At 52.1% G+C, this 20238-nt stretch carries 15 protein-coding genes; 9 read left to right on the top strand and 6 right to left on the bottom strand.

What is annotated here, in order from left to right:
* Positions 1 to 56: 56 nt before the first annotated feature.
* Together CX651_RS05135 and CX651_RS05130 are read right to left on the bottom strand one after the other, a co-directional pair.
* A complete protein-coding gene (locus CX651_RS05135; RefSeq protein WP_101054244.1) occupies positions 57 to 473 on the bottom strand; it encodes a GFA family protein in 417 nt (138 codons plus the stop codon).
* A gap of 32 nt (positions 474 to 505) precedes the next feature.
* Positions 506 to 2326, bottom strand: coding sequence for a M14 family metallopeptidase (locus tag CX651_RS05130; RefSeq protein WP_101054241.1), 1821 nt, complete (start codon positions 2324 to 2326; stop codon positions 506 to 508).
* A 443-nt stretch (positions 2327 to 2769) separates the two neighbouring features.
* Here CX651_RS05130 and CX651_RS05125 point away from each other — a divergent pair, with 443 nt between their 5' ends.
* The 6 genes from CX651_RS05125 (at position 2770) to urdA (ending at position 10324) form a co-directional block, all read left to right on the top strand.
* Positions 2770 to 4422 (top strand): HAL/PAL/TAL family ammonia-lyase, encoded by a 1653-nt coding sequence (locus CX651_RS05125; RefSeq protein WP_101054238.1) that lies wholly within the window; start codon positions 2770 to 2772, stop codon positions 4420 to 4422.
* Positions 4423 to 4865: 443 nt separating this feature from the next.
* Entirely contained in the window at positions 4866 to 5606 is a 741-nt protein-coding gene (locus tag CX651_RS05120) for a helix-turn-helix transcriptional regulator (protein ID WP_101054234.1), read from the top strand.
* A gap of 1 nt (position 5607) precedes the next feature.
* Entirely contained in the window at positions 5608 to 6270 is a 663-nt protein-coding gene (locus tag CX651_RS05115; RefSeq protein ID WP_025010621.1) for a response regulator transcription factor, read from the top strand.
* Between the two features lie 2 nt (positions 6271 to 6272).
* On the top strand, positions 6273 to 7484 hold the full coding sequence (locus CX651_RS05110) for a sensor histidine kinase (RefSeq protein WP_101054231.1): 1212 nt from the start codon (positions 6273 to 6275) through the stop codon (positions 7482 to 7484).
* A gap of 278 nt (positions 7485 to 7762) precedes the next feature.
* Positions 7763 to 8527, top strand: coding sequence for an outer membrane protein OmpK (locus CX651_RS05105; RefSeq protein WP_039035159.1), 765 nt, complete (start codon positions 7763 to 7765; stop codon positions 8525 to 8527).
* Between the two features lie 42 nt (positions 8528 to 8569).
* A complete protein-coding gene (gene urdA / locus CX651_RS05100) occupies positions 8570 to 10324 on the top strand; it encodes a urocanate reductase (protein WP_101054228.1) in 1755 nt (584 codons plus the stop codon).
* Between the two features lie 119 nt (positions 10325 to 10443).
* On the opposite strand, the gene CX651_RS05095 is transcribed toward urdA, so the two are convergent.
* The 4 genes from CX651_RS05095 to hslR all read right to left on the bottom strand — a co-directional run bounded on the left by CX651_RS05095 (position 10444) and on the right by hslR (position 15358).
* Positions 10444 to 12183 (bottom strand): hypothetical protein, encoded by a 1740-nt coding sequence (locus CX651_RS05095; RefSeq protein ID WP_101054225.1) that lies wholly within the window; start codon positions 12181 to 12183, stop codon positions 10444 to 10446.
* Positions 12184 to 12370: 187 nt separating this feature from the next.
* Positions 12371 to 13912, bottom strand: coding sequence for a phosphoenolpyruvate carboxykinase (locus tag CX651_RS05090; protein ID WP_101054222.1), 1542 nt, complete (start codon positions 13910 to 13912; stop codon positions 12371 to 12373).
* A 164-nt stretch (positions 13913 to 14076) separates the two neighbouring features.
* Positions 14077 to 14940, bottom strand: coding sequence for an Hsp33 family molecular chaperone HslO (hslO, locus tag CX651_RS05085; protein WP_101054220.1), 864 nt, complete (start codon positions 14938 to 14940; stop codon positions 14077 to 14079).
* Positions 14941 to 14959: 19 nt separating this feature from the next.
* On the bottom strand, positions 14960 to 15358 hold the full coding sequence (gene hslR, locus CX651_RS05080; protein WP_101054217.1) for a ribosome-associated heat shock protein Hsp15: 399 nt from the start codon (positions 15356 to 15358) through the stop codon (positions 14960 to 14962).
* Between the two features lie 258 nt (positions 15359 to 15616).
* Between hslR and gspC the strand changes: the two genes are divergently transcribed.
* The 3 genes from gspC to gspE are packed head-to-tail and all read left to right on the top strand — an operon-like array spanning position 15617 to position 20235.
* On the top strand, positions 15617 to 16528 hold the full coding sequence (gene gspC / locus CX651_RS05075; protein ID WP_101054214.1) for a type II secretion system protein GspC: 912 nt from the start codon (positions 15617 to 15619) through the stop codon (positions 16526 to 16528).
* Positions 16529 to 16553: 25 nt separating this feature from the next.
* Positions 16554 to 18677 (top strand): type II secretion system secretin GspD, encoded by a 2124-nt coding sequence (gspD, locus tag CX651_RS05070; protein ID WP_101054211.1) that lies wholly within the window; start codon positions 16554 to 16556, stop codon positions 18675 to 18677.
* Positions 18670 to 20235, top strand: coding sequence for a type II secretion system ATPase GspE (gspE, locus tag CX651_RS05065; protein WP_101054208.1), 1566 nt, complete (start codon positions 18670 to 18672; stop codon positions 20233 to 20235). Before gspD ends, gspE begins: the two co-directional genes overlap by 8 nt.
* The last annotated feature ends 3 nt before the right edge of the window (positions 20236 to 20238 follow it).

The following is a 20238-nucleotide window of genomic DNA, read 5'->3' as shown; positions in this document are numbered from 1 at the left end:
TAAAAAATCCGCCACAGAGCGGATTTTTTATTGCGCCATTACGCTTCTGCCGACGACTAGCCGCCTTGACTGCGATTGCCGGGATAACGGGGGCAGTCGTCAGTAATCTGCAGCCAGGCGGGTTTGTCGGCGCAGTAGATATGATATCTGGGTGCCACCCTGTCTGGGTCATCCAAAGAAGCAATACTCAAGCTGATAAATTCTGGATGGTCGAGACTGCGATAACTCAGGCTGGTGCCACAATTCGGACAAAAGCCGCGGCAGATCTTGGCCGAAGAGGCATATTCCCGCACGGCTTCCCCCTGCCAAGTGAGTTGCTCCAGCCTGAAGTCCATCCAACTGCCCACCACAGCCCCTGTGCTCTTACGGCATTGACTGCAGTAACAGTGGTCGGCATCGAACGGTTCACCCTCGAGCCGATAACGTATGGCGCCACACAGGCAGCCTCCCTGTAACTCATTCTGCTGCTTCATCGCTCGACTCCTGGATAGCTTATTGTCAGGGCCTATCTGGCGCGATAGACGGGATAAGCCTGGTAAGCCTTGTCATAGTAAGGGCTGCGCTCGTAGAACCAACGCAGTCTGGCCTTGGCATCGGCGGCAAAAGCCGGGTCTTTGAGCGCCTGGTCAAATTCAGCCTGGAGCGCTTTGGAGTTGGCCAGCATCTGTTGTGCCAAAGGTTCAACCGCGTAGTCCTCAATATATTCGGTGCGGGTGAATATGGTGTTGAACAGACCCCACTGCAGCAGTGAGTCGGGCGATTGCGGCTCCAGCAGTATCATCGCCAGATCGCCAAGCGGCTGCTCAGTGCTTATTTTGACGGTACCGACGGGTAAGGTGAGTTCAACCTTTTCCAGTTTGGCTTTGGCACTGACTCTTTGGCGGCCTTCATAGTCACTGGCGGCGAACTGGGGTTCGCTGAGGCGATACTGTTGCAGCTTCAGTGTTTGAGGTTGTTCCAGGCGGCTCATACGAATGCCGTGCAGCGATAGCTTGGCAATCGCCTCTTGCCACTGAGGCGGAATATAGTAAGCGGCCGGGCGACTGACCCTAATATCTGCCTCTGTGTTGCCTATTACCGGCAGGTTGGGATAAAGCTTAGGCTCGCCAGTCCAGCGCACCACTTGTTTGCCCGAAACAGAGCTCTGTTCCAGTTGATAGTCTATGCCTTTGAAATCCCAGCCCTGCGGCTGCTTTTGTGACTTCCAGGTCAGGGTCACCAGTCGTGGATAGCGGTACTTATCTTTCTCTATCGCCGCGCGCAACTTGGTCGCTTTGGCGCCCACCGTCTTGAGGGTTTGCTCCAGCATCACATAAGTGCCCAGTACCCGTTGCCGGAACGGTTTGAGGCTGTGATTTTCAATCAATATTGTCGGCAGGTGTCTGGCATCGCCATAGCCGTTGGAGTAGCGGGCCGAAGCATTCCACAGTGACATGCCCTTGCTCAAATCGGTATTGTCCAAGGCGAAGACCAAGGGCCCCGGGATATGACCTGCCTGGGTCAGAGCCTGTTCTATCGCCGGGCGATATTCCTGTTGTAGCCAGTTGTAGCCGGCGGGACTCAGCCCCTGAGACAGGTTGTAACCAAAGGTCACATCATATTGGTAGTCGATACCGTCGGTGACATGCACATCGATATACAGCTGCGGCTGCCAGTCGTTGATGGCGGTCAGCATGTGTTGCATCTCTATGCTATCGGCCTTGGCGTAGTCACGATTGAGGTTGATGTTTTGGCTGGTGGTTCGCCAGCCCATGTTCAGCGGGCCGCGTTGGTTAACCCGGTTGCTTTGGCTGGAGCGCTCGTGCGCATCGACACTGAAAATCGGCACAAACAGCAGGTTGACCTGTTCCAACAGCTCGGCCTTGTCGCCGACTATGATATCCCGCAATAACATCATGCCGGCATCTTTGCCATCAATTTCACCCGAGTGGATCCCGGCTTGCACCAGAACATTGGGCTTGTGGTTGCGTCTCAGCTGTGCCGGGGTGGCGGCACCTTCGGCGCTGGCCACTATCATCCAGATATCCCGGCCTTGGGGGCTCTTGCCCAGGCTCACCTTGTTAAGCTTGTTGCTCTGGGTCATCAGCCTATCCAGCCAGGCAAAGGTTTGCTGATAACTTGGGCTTTCAATACCGCCGGATTGCTCAAACGGCGTGGCCCAGCTGTCGTCGGCTGGGCGCATTAAGGCCTCGCTGGCACCACTCCAGGGTTTGAGCGGCGGCAAAATGGCATCATTGATGTAGGTGTTGGCTTGGGTGGCTGGTTCGGCAAGTGCGGCGCCGGGTAACGTCGCGACAGCGAGCCAGAGCAGGGACAGCATGCGCATGAAAGGCTCCGGGTACAGGATAATTGTTATTGTTGAAGCGCTCTATCTTTCACCAATTTACTCAGCCCTGCAAGTCACCCGGAGTGACTCTCCCTTTCTGTTGTGGTTATAACAATGAAAGCAAACTGCACCTCCCTAAATTTTGTTTCGTCAAAGTAATGTCAAAAAATGGCATGCAATGGCAGTAATTTACATATTTGCAGTCCAGTCTGAATAAATATCCAATCTCGCTTCTTTAGTTATTTCCTGTGCTGTAATTTCTTAACTGAGAAAATTAAAAAAGAATCTTATATTTATACCAGTATTTATTAGCGGCTGGATAAATAACTTATATAAGTAAAGTAGTGATTTAATGTGGCAGCCATTTAAATTATCAATAGCGTTTTTGGCGTTCACATTAATAAGTTCTGATAAAGTCATTTAATTCTTGGAGAACAGTATTGATGAGAGGCTTATCCAATATATTGATAGTTTCGGCAGTGGCTTTACCCCTGGGGTGCGCTTCTGCGGCAGAGGTGATTACCCTGGATGGTCAGTCACTCAAAATAGAGCAGCTACTGCAGCTGAAAGATAAACAAGTACAGGTGGCTCTGAGCAAAGAAGCGCAAAAGACAATTCATGCCAGTCATGAACTCCTGATAGATTCTGCCCGTCAAGGCACGCCGGTCTACGGACTCACCGTTGGGGTAGGCAAGAACAAGGATACCCCGGTATTCGGCAAAGACGGTTCTTTGAGTGCCGAAGCCCGCAAACTATCGGAAGATTTTAACCGTAACATGCTGTTTACCCACTCGGCGGCCAGCGGCCAACCGATAGCGCCGGAAACCGTGAAAATGGCGATGACGATTCGTTTGAATCAGATAGCCACGGGACATGTTGGTGTACAGCCGGACGTGGCCCGCATCTACCAGGAGTTTATCAACGAAGACATTATTCCCGTTGTGCCGGAAGATGGCTCTGTGGGACTGAGTGATATTCTGCTGGCCTCACACATAGGTGCCGCCATGATGGGCGAGTGGGATGTGTTCTACAAAGGTCAGCGGATGTCTGCCGCCAAAGCGATGAAACAAGCCGGCATCAAGCCGTTGGTACCTTTCGGTAAGGATTCACTCTCGATTCTGTCCAATAATGCTCTGGCAACGGCACAGGTAGTCAATGCTATTGGTGATGCCCGCCAGATCATCCAATTCTCTCCGAGACTCATTGCTGCAGCCCTTGAAGGGATCAACGGCAATATCAGCCCTCTGTTGCCTCATACCCTGGCGGCCAGACCTATGCCTAATGTCGAGAAAGTAGGTCAAGAGATTTTGGCCAATCTGGAGGGTGGATATCTATTCCAGCGCGACGAAAAGCGGCCGTTGCAGGATGCGCTATCCTATCGCGGTGCTCACTGGCCTGTGGCCCATGCCATGTCGCAGCTGCAACAGTTGGAAACCTTGGTGAATATTCAGATCAACAGCTCTGATGATAATCCTACGGTTTACATCAATGCCAAACCCGGACGTTACGCCGATGCCCCACAAGTGGCACAGTATTTTACCCAAGGGCCGGTATCAGGAGCAGTTAACTCCTCTGCCAACTTCGATACTATCCAATTGGCGTCCCAGACCGAGGCCTTTATCAATGCCATGGCGCAGTTGGGCAAATACTCCAGCAACCGCCAGATCAAGTTGATTGACCCTTACTTCACAGGTTTACCAAGAGCCCTAGTCGACCCTGATGATGCCAATGGGCAAGCTTTCTATACTTTACAAAATGGTTTCACCGCCCTGTTTGTCGAAATAGCCCATGCGGCCAACCCCGTGTCCTTCTATGGTATAGCCAACCAAGGCGGCATTGAGGATAACTTCAGCAACTACTTCCAGGCCGGCAAGAATCTCAGCAAGGTGGTGGATGGTGTGGCACGCATCTATGGCTTTGAGCTGATGCAGGTGGCCCAGGCGATGGACCTGCAGAAGAAAGTTAACCACAGGCAGTTGTCACCCCAGAATGAGCAACTGTTAAAGGCGCTGCGCAAACAGGTGGCTTACTACGACAAGGACAGGTTGTTTACCCCAGATGTCGAGGCCTCGACGCAATTCCTGATGAAGTTCTAAGAAAACCAAGCCCCGGTAGGATTGACCTCCGGGGCTCGTATATTGAGAGAACCGGAAATAGCCTTTGCTCAATGGGTTTTTGAGCACTGAATTTCAGATGTCTTGGATTCAGACATAATGAGCCACCTTGGTGGTGGAATACTCATGGGGACCTGATGCGGACTGCTGCTAGGCAGTTTAACCAATACGAGAAGATGTTTAGCGTTCTTGAGGCCATAGCAGTCGCCTTAGAGTCAAGCGTACGCTATATCCAACTTGCTGCTTGTTTTGGCACCATAGAACAATCGATGTCAAAATAACGTCAAAATAACGTCAAAATAACCGACGAATTTACATAGAGTTACATTTTTGTAGCCTAGCCTATATATCTGTTTCAACTATCTTTGTTCACTTCATAGCCTAGGTTATTTTAGCTTTGATTCTTGTTCTTGAGGAGTAATCGCATGAGTACAGTATTGAACAAGACTGCACTCACAGAAGCAGAGAGCAGTTTAAAGCAAGTGCTGCAAACCGTCGGTCCTTTGATTGCCGCGCAGGGATTCCAGGGATTTTGGTTTCAAGGGCTACCAAGCAACGCCAGGGAGTATTTGGAACACCCGGGAAATCAAGGCCTATTCGCCCCCGTGTGGCTACGCCGGCCAATCGCGTCATTGGCGTCCTCCTGTCGGATAGCAACCCTGCAACAGTACTATCTGGAACACTATGCCCGCAGCGACAATAATTTCGCCGAGTCTTTAAGCGCCGATAAAGCCTGGTGTTACCGCTGGCAAGAGGATGACCCGGTAAAAATCCTGTTCGCCAAACATGGTTATGACACTGTTCTGAGCTTCCCCGTGCCCAGCTATGCCAACCCGACTTGGTTTGGTCGTTTCACACTACTGGCGTCGGGCCATCCCAAACCGGCCACGGAACGCTTACAGCAAACCTTGATCTTGGCCCAAAGCCTGCTGTTTGAACATGACAGACAGAGATTCAACCCGTTTCTGCAAAGCAGGATCTTCAAGGCCAATGCCAGAAAAGTGCTGCGAATGGCGGCAACCGGACTGCAAAATCATGAGATCTCTGATCGACTGCACATTAGTGTCCGTGGGGTTGAATACCATATGGAGTCAATGCGTAAAAAACTGGGTGCCAGCAACAGGGCAAATCTGATCCATCTGGCCCATCAATTTGAGTTGATCTGACATGTTAATACTGCTGGTCGAAGATAATCGTCTGTTGGCAAACAATATCATTCAGTACCTGGCGATAAAGGGCATTGAATGTGACTATGCCGAAACCCTGGCTCAAGCCAATGAACTGCTGAGACAGCAGCATTTCGATGTGGTGGTGCTGGATCTCAACTTGCCCGACGGGGACGGTGTGCGAGCATGTCAGGGCTGGAAGGCCCAGTGTATGACTACTCCGGTGATCATGCTCACCGCCCGCAGTGGTCTGGATGACAGGTTGAGCGGCTTTGATGCCGGCGCCGATGATTATCTGATCAAACCCTTCGCCATGGAGGAGCTGGTGGCCCGCCTAAGAGTCGTGGCTCAGCGCCGTCCGGCACCTCCAAGATTACAACTGGGTGAGCTGGAGATGGACTTTGGCAAACACGAGGCCTATCGCCAAGGGCAGTTGTTGTCCCTGAGCCGCACCGGCTGGCAGATACTGGCCTTGCTGGCTCGCCGCAGCCCGGAAACCGTGGAGCGGGAAGAGATAGAGCGTATGCTCTGGCCCGATTGCCCTCCTGACAGCGACAGCTTGCGCAGCCATTTGCATCTGCTGCGGCGGGTGGTGGATAAACCGTTCGACAGCCAGTTAATCCACACTATTCGCGGGGTAGGACTCTGCCTGAGGAGTGACTGAAGATGATGCCCAAGTTCAGCCTCAAGCGCAGCTATCAAATTTATGGGCTTATTTTTCTGGCGGTCACTCTGGCCATCAATAGCATCATTCCCCTTTGCATGATGTGCACCGGCATGTTTTCCATGCATGAAATCACCTTGCATAACGCAGGCCAGGCAGCCGAGGCGGTATTTACCCAAGGCAGTACCGAGCTGGATACCGACAACATCAGTGTGTTTGCCGACTGGCAGCGGGTACCGGATAAGATAAAAGCTATCAATGACTTTCAGCCTCCCACTGCAGAAACCGGCATCCGCTACCAGCATCTTGATGGCCCCTATATCGATGCCTTGAGTGTCCACTACACGGCTTCAGGCCAGCCGCTGTATCTATGGCTGCATTATGATGCCACCCATGATCTTGTTTTTGCGCCCAAGAACATGACCGCCATTTTATTGCTGATAGTGATGACCTTCGGGGTGGTGGCCAGCTTGGCGTTTCATATGCAAAAGCAAGTGATCACCCCGGTGCACAAAATCAGTCAGGCGATCAAGCAACACGACTGGCAAAGCATGAATGGCTTCAGTTTTCCCAAACAAGGCTATGCCGAGCTGCAATCGATAGTGGATGCTCTCAATACTTCGTTGCAGCAATTACAAAAAGCGCAACAGAGGGAGCTCAACTTCCTGCGCTTTGCCAGCCACGAACTGCGTACTCCTGTGGCTATCTGCCAGTCATCCTTTGAGCTGCTCACCCTGCAGTGGGGCAAGCTGACCGGGCCTGTATTGGCCGCCAGCCAGGCGACTGCGCAGATGAAATCCATCATAGAAACTCTGCTTTGGCTCACCAACAAGAGCAGCACTCAGCTGGAGAAACAATCTTTGATGCCGGCTGAATTGCTGCAACAGTTGGCCACCGAGCAGGAACATGCTCAGGGCAAGCAGGGCGTGATTCAGTTGGACTGCGACGATACCCAACTTCAGGCGTTAAAAGAGCCTCTGTCCATCATGCTCAATAATCTGCTGCGTAACGCACTCGAACATGGCACAGGTGAGGTAAAGGTGGAGCAGAGAGGTAAACGTATCAGGGTCAGTAACTCGACCTTACAAGATGGTCTTAGGGGCTTTGGTCTGGGACTTATGTTGGTCAAACGGCTGGCTAAACAGCTGGGCTGGCAATTCAAGGAATATAGATCTCCACAAATGTTTATTGCCGAGATAGAAATTACAGACTAAAGGAAAGTGTGAACTAAGCCCTACATTTATAGATTGGCTATTATTATTTTAAAAAGAGATGGCTTTGGCTGTCTCTTTTTAATTTATTTGACGGAATTTTCACTTAATTTATGTTCTCTTATCACCTACTTCCTTAAACCACATAGTTTATTTTTTTAAGGATTGTAATCGACCAAGATCACAGCAGTTATTGGTAACAATTAATTATTATTTTCTCGTCTAATTCATGTGTTTAAATTTTTCAATTGCTTGGCATTGTATTTGTCTGAGGAAATATTATGAACTCAAAATGGTTGTTGAGTGGAGTGGCACTGGCTATGGCATTTTCTGCCAATGTGCAGGCCGATGTGACCAAAACCAGCCTGGATCTTGGTTATAAATTTTATACCAGTGATACCGAAGATGATAACCCTGGCGTCTTTAATCAGCCCTTTCTCAAGCTGAATCATTTGGGTTTGGCCGATTGGGGTAGTTATTTCGCTAATATCAAGCTGGAGAATCCGGGGGAAGTCGCAGAAAACCAGAAGAATGAAGATGGTAAAACCACTCTAAAGGCATTGGCAATCATAGAGCACAAACTGGGTGAAAGCGGCTTTAACTTTTGGGCCCAGAACTTTATCTCTGCCAGTGAGACTCTGGTCGAAGACAACCTTTATCTGGGGGTTACGCACAACAGTAAGTTTGGCAATTTGGCACTGAACTATGGGGTTGGCTTCAACTATACCTTTGGTCATTTCTCACCAACAGATGAGAACTTCAATGACATTTCAGGTTACGCCCTGGTGCTCAACGCCAAATACCCGCTGAGTTTTGCCGGATTGAAGCATAACTTATCCGTCAACTACGAAGCGCAGATAGACAGGGACGAAGAGCACCAAAAGCTGTTTAGTTACGACAGCTATGGGCACCAGATCATTCTGGGATGGCAGACCCACTTTACCGATGCCTTCTACGGCAAATTGCACCTGACTCAGTACGATAGCTGGGGCGCACAGTACAACGACGGTATCGAGTATGGGTTGGCTTTCGGATACCAGTTTTAACAATGGAGCCAGGCTCCCTTTTTTAATCGACAGGAACTGAATATGCAGTTGAACAAATCCGTTTTGGGCGTGGCCGTATCCACTGCCGTGGTGATTACCGGCTGTCAGGTGACCCATGAGATCATCAAGAGTCAGGGGACTGCCCAGGGCAAGCATGGTGAGATCCAGGTTGAAACCAGCATTCAGGATGGCCGTATTGTGGCTATCGACGTGCTGAAGCAAAAAGAAAACCCTGTGTTGGCCGCAGCCGCGTTCAAGGATGTGAAGCAAGCCATCATAGATAACAACTCTGTAGATGTTGACGGGGTTACCGGTGCAACCGTGACCTCGGATGCTCTCAAGAAAGCCGTAGCCGCCAGTATTGAAGCTGCCGGGGTGACCCTGGTAGCTGCAAGTGCCACTGCCAAGCATAATGAAGCTTTGACACCAGCCGAATACACCTATGACGTGGTCGTGATAGGTTCAGGCGGTGCCGGTTTCAGTGCTGGTCTGGAGGCCATGGAAGCCGGTGCTTCTGCCGTTATCATTGAAAAAATGCCCATCATAGGTGGTAACTCGCTGATCTCCGGCGCCGAAATGAACGTAGCCGGTAGCTGGGTACAGAAAAACATGGAGATTACCGACTCCAAAGAGCTATTTATCCAGGACACACTCAAAGGGGGCGACTTCAAGGGTGACCCCGAGATGGTCAAGGTGATGGTGGACAATGCTGTCGATGCCGCCGAGTGGCTGCGTGACTATGTTAAGGTTGAGTTCTATCCCAACCAGTTGTTCCAGTTTGGTGGTCACAGCGTCAAGCGTGCCCTGATCCCCAAAGGCCACACAGGCGCCGAAGTGATCGGCAAATTTGCCAAGAAAGCCGAAGAAGTCGGTCTGCCTATTCACACCAACACTACCGCCGACCGTCTGCTGATGGACAACAACGGCCGTGTGGTCGGTGTTGAGGCGACCAAAAACGGCAAGAAGATCACTTATCATGCCAAGCGCGGTGTTGTCGTCGCTACCGGTGGTTTCTCTGCCAACGTAGCCATGCGCAAGCAATACAACCCAGAGCTGGATGAGCGTTACGGTACAACAGGTATTTCAGGTGGTACAGGTGACGGTATTGTCATGGGTGAAAAGATCCATGCCGATACCCGCAACCTGGGCTATATCCAAACCTACCCTATCTGTAACCCAGAGACTGGCGCCATTGCCCTGATCGCCGACTCCCGTTTCTTTGGCGCGATTCTGGTCAACCAAAACGGTGAGCGCTTTGTGGAAGAGCTGGAACGTCGCGACGTGATCTCCCATGCGATTCTGGAACAACCCGGTCGTTACACCTATGTTTTGTGGAACAAAGACATCGACGATGTGGCCGGTACCATTGGTATGCACCAGGGTGAATACAAAGACTTCACCAGCCGTGGTCTGATGTATGAAGTGGACAGCATCGAGGAAGCCGCCAAGGTATTCAACATTCCGCTGGAAAACCTCAAGAAGACCATCAAGGATGTGAACCACTATGCGAAAACCGGTAAGGATGAAGCCTTCAACCACAGAGCCGGGTTGGTGGACTTGAGCAAGGGCCCATACTGGATCCTGAAAGCCACGCCATCAGTACACCACACCATGGGTGGTCTGGTAACAGATACCAAGACCCACGTGCTGAATGAACAAGGCAAGGTAATCCCAGGTCTGTTTGCCGCCGGTGAAGTAACAGGTTTGACTCACGGTACCAACCGCCTGGGTGGCAACGCCTATACAGACATCATTGTCTTTGGCCGTATCGCCGGTCAGCAGGCTGCCGCCAACTAAGCCGCCAAACAACTCATCTATCTCCCCAGAACTCAAAACGGCCCGTAAGGGCCGTTTTTTTATCGCGATTCCTTCATTGAAGGCGATAGCAACAAACATTCACTTCCATCACACCGTATTCAATTGGCCTGCGCCAATTGCTTCAAATGTTGATACAAGGGCTCGCTGAAGCTTTGCTCGTAGGTGAGTCGTAACTGCTGCCTGCCGGCATCGAAATCAAAGGCGCGGTAGATATCCACTTCAATGAGTTGGCCACCTTGGATCAAATATGCACTGGGCAAAACCTTGTCGGCCAGCTCTGGATTGTCCAGTAGCTCAGTGAGCTGCAACAAAGGTGCGCCGCTTGGGCTTTGGAGCAGCTGCCACTCATAGCTTTCAGGACCATAGCCAAAGTTCAGCGTAAAACGCTGCTCACCATCCAGGGTAATCTCATCCTCTGTTGCTATAGGCCAGAAGAGGGCTATCAGCGCCCTGGAGTCGAGAGCTTCGGCGTTGGCAACCGGCATCTCCCAAGCAACAAACTCCTCATTGCGACACATCACATCGGCTTGCTGCGCTGTCCAGATGCGGTAAACCTGTCCAGGCCATTCGAGCTTGGCCAACTGCAGGGCAGCCGGGGTAGCTGCCAGCAAGCTTTGCCAGTCTTCATCGCTGGTCTGGTACTTGTCCACCTGCATAGTGATTGGCACCTGAGTACCATCATAAAAAGTATGCAGTTGATTGCCTTCGATAACCGGCGCACTTGGGCGATAGCCTTGATCCTTGCGTTCGGCATTTATCCAGCGCTCCATTTGGGTATTCCAGCACTCGTTGGCGACCTCATCTCCCGGAGTGATATCCTGAGCCAAGACCTTGCCTTGGTTGACACTACCGATCAAAAATTTTGAAAGGTCACCATATTGCAGGGAGAAAAACTCCGGCGCGCCAGTCAGCCCCAGATCCAACAGATGAACTTGCTCATCATCTTCCATCAAGCCATTAAGCACTATCACCCAGTCATTGTCGTTCATGGTTTTATCATCAAGAGGTTCCAGATAACCCAGGGCCACCATGGCGTTGTTTACCTTGTTACGCACCTCTTGAGGATCTGTGGCCAGGAATGTCGCCGCTGTCTGACCACTGGCGGCAATCAAGTGTCGCAACTCATTCAGGGTCATAGCCAGAGTCTGTTCGGCCGCCAGAATTGCCTCTTGATTGCCTTCACCGAGAAGCTTTTCTATCTGAGCTGCAGTCAAAGCGTGAATATGTTGCAGTAGCCCAAATGCCTCGGCAAAGGTCGGCGTAGCTGTGACCTCGGCTGGGAGCTGGTAGGGGTTCTCGCCTTCAGAGGCAAACAACAGAGAATATAACTGCCTGAGTTCCTGAAGCAGGGAATCGCGCCGGGCATCACTAATGCCCACCTGCAGCATCTGCTGGAAACGACTGAATTCCAAATGGGTCACCAGGTTGATGGCGCCTGTATGCTGGTTCTGGGCAAAAAGCACCAGACTGCCATCATCTGCGGTCCGGGCAGCGACACTCTGCTTATTGTGCTGCCGTTTGACTGAGGAATTGTCACTAACCTGCGCTATCCAGCTGGCCAGCAGATAATAGTTGGCCGTAGGATCATCGCTGCGCCAATCAAGCTGATACTTGCCGTCGCTGTCGGTTGTTGTTGTGGGCTCATCGGCATCACAAGACAAGTTACGATTGAGATCGGCGCAGACATCGGCACCAGGTACAGCCCCCAAATAACTGACCTGCCCCAGAACACTGATATCCTTGGTCACAGGTGGTTGGTTGTCATCTGAGTCGGAATTACCGCAGGCGGAGAGCAGCGTGGCGCTAAGGAGTACTGCGAGATACTTTGGTTTAACCATTTGATCGTCCGTGATTAATTAAATTTGAAGATGCATTTTCCTTAGCCTTTGGGGTGATCACAACCCCCCGAAAGCACTAAGTCTTTGCGAGTCCATTGAATAGACTAAATCCCTTTTATGACAAGAGCAGGAATTGGCCAATAAAAACGGCTCCATTGAGGAGCCGCTTAAGTGACATCTGTTGTTATCAGGCTTTGGGGCCTGCGGCCTTGATGGCATCAGACACCTGATACTTGGCGAAGTTGCTCTGGAAGGATTCGGCCAGCTGTTTGGCATACTTGGCGTATTCTTCCTTGTCAGCCCAAGTGTTGACCGGATTGAGCAGCGCGCTGTCGACGCCGGGAATAGCAACCGGAACATCCAGGTTCAATTGCTCGATATGTTCGGTCGGCACTTCTTTGAGTTCACCACTGACGATGGCATCCACTATGGCGCGGGTGACGGGAATATCGAAACGTTTGCCCACGCCGTAAGGGCCACCAGTCCAACCTGTATTCACCAGGTAAACCTGGCTGCCGAAGGCTTGAATACGCTTCATCAGCAGCTCGGCGTAAACCCCGGCAGGACGAGGGAAGAAGGGAGCACCGAAACAGGTGGAGAAGGTTGACTGAATCGCGGCGGTTGAACCCACTTCGGTGGAACCCACCTTGGCGGTATAACCTGAGAGGAAGTGATAAGCCGCCTGTTCCTTACTGAGTTTGGCTACCGGGGGCAGGACGCCGGAAACGTCACAGGTGAGGAACACAACGGCGTGTGGCTCGTTGCCACGGTTGTCTTCCTTGCGCTGGGCTATGTGCTCCAGCGGGTAAGCGGCGCGGGTGTTCTCGGTCAGGCTGGCATCCTTATAGTCGGGCACGCGCTGCGCGTCCAGTACCACGTTTTCCAGCACAGTGCCGAAGCGAATCGCATCCCAGATCACCGGCTCATTTTTCTGGCTGAGGTCGATACACTTGGCATAGCAGCCACCTTCAATATTGAAGACGCCACCTTCGGCCCAGCCGTGCTCGTCATCACCGATAAGGAAACGCTTGGGATCGGCAGACAGTGTGGTCTTGCCTGTACCTGAAAGACCAAAGAAGAGAGTTGTGTCACCGTCTTTGCCGACGTTGGCCGAGCAGTGCATCGGCAGTACATCTTTAGCCGGCAGCAGGAAGTTTTGTACCGAAAACATGGATTTTTTCATTTCACCGGCATAGCGCATACCGGCCAGCAATACCTTACGTTCGGCGAAGTTGATGATCACTGTACCGTCCGAGTTAGTGCCATCGCGCTCGGGTGAGCAAACAAAGCCTGGCGCGTTGATGATCTGCCACTCGGGTTTGTGGCTCTGGTTATAGTGCTCAGGTACGATAAACAGATTACGGGCAAACAATTGGTGCCAGGCGTATTCAGTTGTAACTCTGATAGGCAAATAGTGATCAGCATCGGCGCCGACTTCCAGTTCAGAGACAAATACTTGCTTGTCGGCCAGATAGGCTTCGACTTGCTCCCACAGTGCGGCAAACTTCTGAGGTTCAAACGCCTGGTTGACCGCGCCCCACTCGATATCTGCCTCGGTACCCGGCTCCTTGACAATAAAACGATCCGCGGGTGAACGGCCTGTGCGCTCGCCGGTCTGGGCCACCAGGGCGCCGTTGGCTGTCAGAGTGCCCTCGCCGCGCAGAATAGCCTGCTCGACCAGTTGGGCACTGTTGAGGTTGAGTTGAATGCGGTTTGCTTCTGCCGCCATAAGTAAGGTCTCCATCTATTATGAGGTCTGGTATAGTCCCGGTCTGCTGTCGGGTTGGCGCGATTGTAACTTAAGCCGCGGCTAAAGTGTGAGCATGTTCTGAAAAATGACAAAAAAAAGAGAGCGATCACTCGCTCTCTTAAAAACAACTGAATATCGCCCCATTATTGGGGAGTATTCGGTGTCTGACTGTTGGCAAAAATGGCTTCAATATCGATGGCATCGAAGCGGTAGTGACTGTTGCAATATTCACAGCCCATCTCCACCAGCCCCTTCTCCTGAATGATAGCGTCTATCTCTTCCTTCGCCAGGGTGCGGATGGCTGCAGCGCTGCGCTCACGGGAGCAGGTACACTTGAAGCTGACGCTTACTGGATCGAACAACCGTACCTGCTCCTGGTGGTAAAGACGGTGCAGGACTTCAGTAGCCGGCAGGCTGAACAGTTCTTCGGCCTTAATAGTCGCGGTCAGCTGAGTCAGGTGTTCAAACTCGGTATTTTCACTCAGCTCACTCGGCAATACTTGCAGCAACATACCAGCGGCATGTTCACCATTGGCAAATAACCAGATACCTGTAGGCAATTGCTCGGATTGGGCAAAGTAGCTCTCCAGACATTCGGCGATGCTGGGCTTATCCAGCGCCACGACGCCCTGGTAACGCTCTCCTTCAGTCGGGGTCAGGGTGATGACCATATAACCTTGGCCAAAGAGCTGATCCAGTGTTGCATCTGTGGCAATCTCACCCTGCCAGCGAGCAACACCCCTTAATTCCTGGCGGTTATTACCGTTGATCACCGCCAGTGACACCGGACCACCCTGCCCCTGAAGCTGTACACTGATATCACCTTCAAATTTCAGTGTTGCCGTCAGCAGCGAAGTCGCCGCCAGCAATTCACCCAGCAGGACCTTAAGGCGCTCCGGGTAATCGTGGGTGCTAATTATCTGGCGATAGCTGTCACCAAGCTGGGCCAGTTCACCCCTTACATCAGCGTTATCAAACAGATAGCGATGGAGAGTATCTTGGTTCATTGGGTTTCTCACAGTTAATTCAGGTCTCGCGGAAGCGAATGATTTGCCGCCGCTGTTTCTTATCCGGCTTGGTATCGGGCGCCGGATTATGCAGTATGTTGAGCCTTCTGGCTTCAGCATTGCTTTCCCGTTTTTGTATACTCTGCGGCGTTTCTTCGTACAGGCTCTGGGCGATAGCCGCTCCCTGACGGACACCGGAAACTTTTTTTATGACGATCTCTTTTTCGTCATATCCCTGGCGTAACCTAATGCGCGCACCGACTTCTGCCAGCTTGCTGGATTTGGCTCTTTGACCGTTGTAATGTACTTTACCGCCGTTGATCATCTCTTTGGCCAGGGCGCGGGTCTTGTAAAAGCGCGCCGCCCAGAGCCATTTATCGAGCCGGACCGCCTCGGCGCTGTCATTGCTATTGGCCATGGATACTCCTGTCATAATTGAAAAAGGGGATGAGCTCACAACTCGGGGATAAACCCCTTGTCCAAGCCGCCAATACAGGGTTAAACAGTGGAGCGCTTCACACCCTTTCCAGGCGCGCAAAGGTAGCATAATCGTACAATTTTCGCCAACCAACCCCCTGTTATGGTCTTGTTGCAAACAAGAGTGTGGGTTAGCATGGCGAAGGTTTCATTCACTATTATAATCAGAACAGAGACCTGATTAGAGGGTCCGGAAAATATGGATTTATTGGATAAGATTATCGCCAAGACGGGCAGCATACCGCAAAAACCCGCCAGCACTGCCGTGTTTTGGCTATTGTTGCTATTGGTTCTGTATTTGACGGCACAGATTAGTTGGAAACTAATCCCGACAGGAAAACCGACTGCCAACTGGACACCAACCCCGGTGTCAGGTCCCCAATCACAGAATGTCGACATCAGCGGCATCAATGGTTTGGCGCTGTTCGGTAAGAAAGACGCCAGCAGCACCAAGCCTAAAGAAGTTGCAACTGAAATGATCACAGATGCCCCCAAAACGTCACTGTCGATTCTGTTAACCGGGGTGGTGGCGTCCAGCGCCGAGCAGAAAGGCCTGGCGATTATCGAATCTCAAGGCAGTCAGGAAACCTACAGCCTGGGCGATAAGATCAAGGGCACCTCGGCATCGCTGAAAGAGGTGTATGCCGACCGTATCATTATTACCAATGCCGGTCGTTACGAGACTCTGATGCTCGACGGCCTGCAATATACTACTCAGTCACAAGCCAATGCTCAGTTGCAGCAAGCCCGCAGCGGTGGTGACGTGACCAAGGTTGACCGTCGTGATGCCGACATTGGCCGCGAGTTGGTGGCTTCCCGCGATGAGTTGCTGGCCGATCCCAGCAAAATTACCGATTACCTGGCAATTTCACCGGTTCAAAAAGATGGTGAAGTGCAAGGGTACAGACTCAATCCGGGCAAAGATGCCGGGTTATTCAAGGATGCCGGGTTCCAGCCCAATGACCTGGCAAAATCCATCAATGGTTATGATTTAACTGATATGAGTCAGGCGCTGGAGGTGATGGGCCAGTTGCCGGAGCTGACCGAAGTCTCTGTGATGGTAGAGCGCGAGGGTCAGTTGGTTGAAATCATGTTTAGTTTGCCGCAATAAAGCAGGTTTAGAGGAAAGCACAATAATGAACAATAAACGGATTCGAACCAAGCTTATCGCTGGTCTGGTAGCTACCGCGGCCTTGCTGACCCAGCCAAGCGCTTGGTCTGAGCAATATGCGGCAAACTTTAAAGGCACCGATATTCAGGAGTTTATCAACATAGTTGGTAAAAACCTCAACAAGACCATCATTGTCGATCCCACTATTCGCGGCAAAATAAACGTCCGCAGCTATGACATGCTCAATGATGAGCAGTATTACCAATTTTTCCTCAACGTGCTGCAGGTCTACGGTTATGCCGTGGTCGAGCTGGAAAACAATGTTATCAAGGTAATTAAAGACAAAGACGCCAAAACCTCTTCCATTCGGGTTGCCGATGACAATACCCCGGGACTTGGCGATGAGATGGTGACCCGCATAGTGGCGCTGTACAACACAGAAGCCAAACAGCTGGCGCCTTTGCTGCGTCAGCTCAATGACAACGCCGGTGGCGGCAACGTAGTCAACTATGATCCTTCCAATGTGTTGATGATCACCGGCCGCGCCAATGTGGTCAATAAGCTGGTGGAGATTGTGCGCCGGGTAGACAAGCAGGGTGACACCGAAGTTCAGGTAGTACCCTTGGAATACGCCTCTGCCGGTGAGATGGTGCGGATCATAGATACCCTCTATCGTGCCAGTGCCAACCAGGCACAGCTACCGGGCCAAGCACCCAAGGTGGTGGCCGATGAACGGATCAACGCCGTGGTGGTCAGTGGCGATGAACGCAGCCGTCAACGGGTAGTGGAGCTTATTCATCGCCTCGATGCCGAGCAGGCCAGCACAGGCAATACCAAGGTGCGCTATTTACGTTATGCCAAGGCCGAAGACCTGGTAGAAGTGCTGACCGGCTTTGCCCAAAAGCTGGAAGCTAAAGATGGTGCAGCACCGGCGCCAGGCAGCGCCGGCGGTAAACGCCGCAATGAAATCAATATCATGGCCCATGAAGACACCAATGCTCTGGTGATCAGCGCCGAGCCGGATCAGATGCGCACCCTGGAGAGTGTGATCAACCAGTTGGATATCCGCCGCGCCCAGGTACTGGTGGAGGCCATCATAGTCGAGGTGGCCGAAGGGGATGATGTGGGCTTTGGTATCCAATGGGCCACCGAGGCCGGTGGTGGTACTCAGTTCAACAACCTGGGCCCCACCATAGGTGAAATTGGTGCGGGTATCTGGAATGCGCAGGACACCAAAGCCTCCCAGACCTGTACCGGCTCGGGTGACAACCTGACCTGTACCGATAACCCTGACACCAAGGGCGATATCACCCTGTTGGCCCAAGCGCTCGGTAAGGTAAACGGCATGGCCTGGGGTGTGACCATGGGTGACTTTGGCGCTCTGGTACAAGCTGTGTCCAGCGATACCAACTCCAACGTATTGGCGACCCCTTCTATTACCACCCTGGACAACCAGGAAGCCTCATTCATCGTCGGTGACGAAGTGCCTATCCTCACCGGTGCGCAAAACTCCAGCAATGGCAACAGTAACCCATTCCAAACCGTTGAACGTAAGGAAGTCGGGGTCAAGCTCAAGGTGGTGCCACAGATCAATGAAGGCAACGCGGTTAAACTCACCATTGAACAGGAAGTATCCGGCATCAACGGCAAGACCAATGTGGACGTGACCTTTGCCACCCGCCGCCTGACGACTACCGTAATGGCCGACTCTGGCCAAATCGTGGTGCTGGGGGGGCTAATTAATGAAGAGGTACAGGAAAGCGTCCAGAAAGTACCTTTCCTTGGCGATATCCCGATTTTAGGGCATCTGTTCAAGTCATCCAGCAGCGGCAAGAAGAAAAAGAACCTGATGGTGTTTATCAAACCGACCATTATCCGTGACGGTGTCACCATGGAAGGCATTGCCGGCCGTAAATACAACTACTTCCGTGCCCTGCAGCTGGAGCAGCAGGAACGTGGTATTAACCTGATGCCTAGGACTGATGTGCCCATGTTGGAAGAGTGGAGCCAGGAAGAATATCTGCCACCCGAAGTCAATGAAATCCTCGATCGTTACAAGCAGGGTAAGGGACTGGATACCAAGATGCGTAAGACGGACTCCACCTTGAAAACGCTGGATGAAAACAAGCAGGGCGAAGAAGATGAGTGAAGTCCAGCCGCCAACAGACGATCTGGCTCAGGTTTCCAGTGAACTGGCGTTGGTCGCCGAGTCCGAGAGTGACGAACTGTTTCATTCAAACAGTCGTGAGCGACTGCCATTTGCCTTTGCTCACAGATACAGCCTGGTGCTCAGCAAGAACCAAGAGGAACAATTAACCCTCTATTACACCCAGGCAACGCCCTTGTCTGTGCTGTTTGAGGTGCGCCGCTACGCCGGTCAGGAACTGCCACTGCACAAACTGGAAGCCAATGAGTTTGAGCGCTACCTGACTCAGGCCTATCAGAGTAACTCTTCCGAGGCGCAGCAGTTAATGGAAGACATAGGCAATGAGATGGATCTCTTTACCCTGGCAGAAGAGATGCCGCAGACCGAAGATCTGCTGGAAGGGGAAGATGATGCGCCCATCATCAAACTGATCAACGCGCTATTGTCTGAAGCCATCAAAGAGGAAGCTTCGGATATTCATATTGAAACCTATGAAAAGCAGCTGGTGGTGCGTTTCCGGGTTGATGGCGTGCTCAAGGAAGTGCTCAAGCCGAACCGTAAGCTTTCATCACTCCTGGTATCGCGGATCAAGGTCATGGCCCGTTTGGATATCGCTGAAAAGCGGGTGCCGCAGGATGGCCGGATCTCACTGCGTATCGGTGGCCGCGCTGTGGATGTGCGGGTATCGACCATGCCATCGAGCCACGGCGAGCGGGTCGTACTACGTTTACTGGATAAGAACGCCGGCAATCTGGACTTGGCACAGCTGGGAATGAAAGACAGCATTCGCCACCAGTTCGATGAGCTGATCCGTAAACCTCACGGCATTATTTTGGTGACCGGCCCCACGGGATCGGGTAAGAGTACTACCCTCTATGCCGGTCTGACCGAAATCAATCACAACGACATCAACATACTCACAGTTGAAGATCCGATTGAATACGAGCTGGAAGGCATAGGCCAGACCCAGGTCAACACCAAGGTGGACATGACCTTCGCCCGTGGATTGCGGGCCATTCTGCGTCAGGATCCTGATGTGGTGATGATAGGGGAAATCCGTGACCTTGAAACTGCTCAGATTGCGGTGCAGGCCTCACTCACCGGCCACCTGGTGATCTCTACCTTGCACACCAACACGGCTTCCGGTGCCATTACCCGTTTGCAAGACATGGGCGTAGAACCTTTCCTGGTGTCCTCCAGTCTGCTTGGAGTGCTGGCCCAGCGCCTGGTGCGGACTCTATGTAACGAATGTAAGGAAGCCCATGCCCCGGATGCCCGCGAACGTGAGCTCTTGGGAATAGGTGATGAAGAAGCGTTGATCTATCGCGCCAAGGGCTGCAAAAGCTGTGGCCATAACGGCTATCGTGGCCGTACCGGGATCCATGAACTGCTGCTGGTGGACGACAATGTCCGCGAACTCATTCACGGCGGCCGTGGCGAACTGGCGATTGAAAAATACATTCGTCAGCACAGCCCCAGCATTCGCCATGATGGCATGGTCAAGGTGCTGGCGGGGATCACTACCCTGGAAGAAGTGCTGCGCGTGACCCGCGAGGAGTAATTC

This window comes from Shewanella chilikensis, assembly GCF_002836945.1.
GTDB classification, from domain to species: Bacteria; Pseudomonadota; Gammaproteobacteria; order Enterobacterales; family Shewanellaceae; genus Shewanella; species Shewanella chilikensis.
Note: the sequence above shows the minus strand (reverse complement) of the source record. Positions and strands in the feature narration are given on the sequence as shown.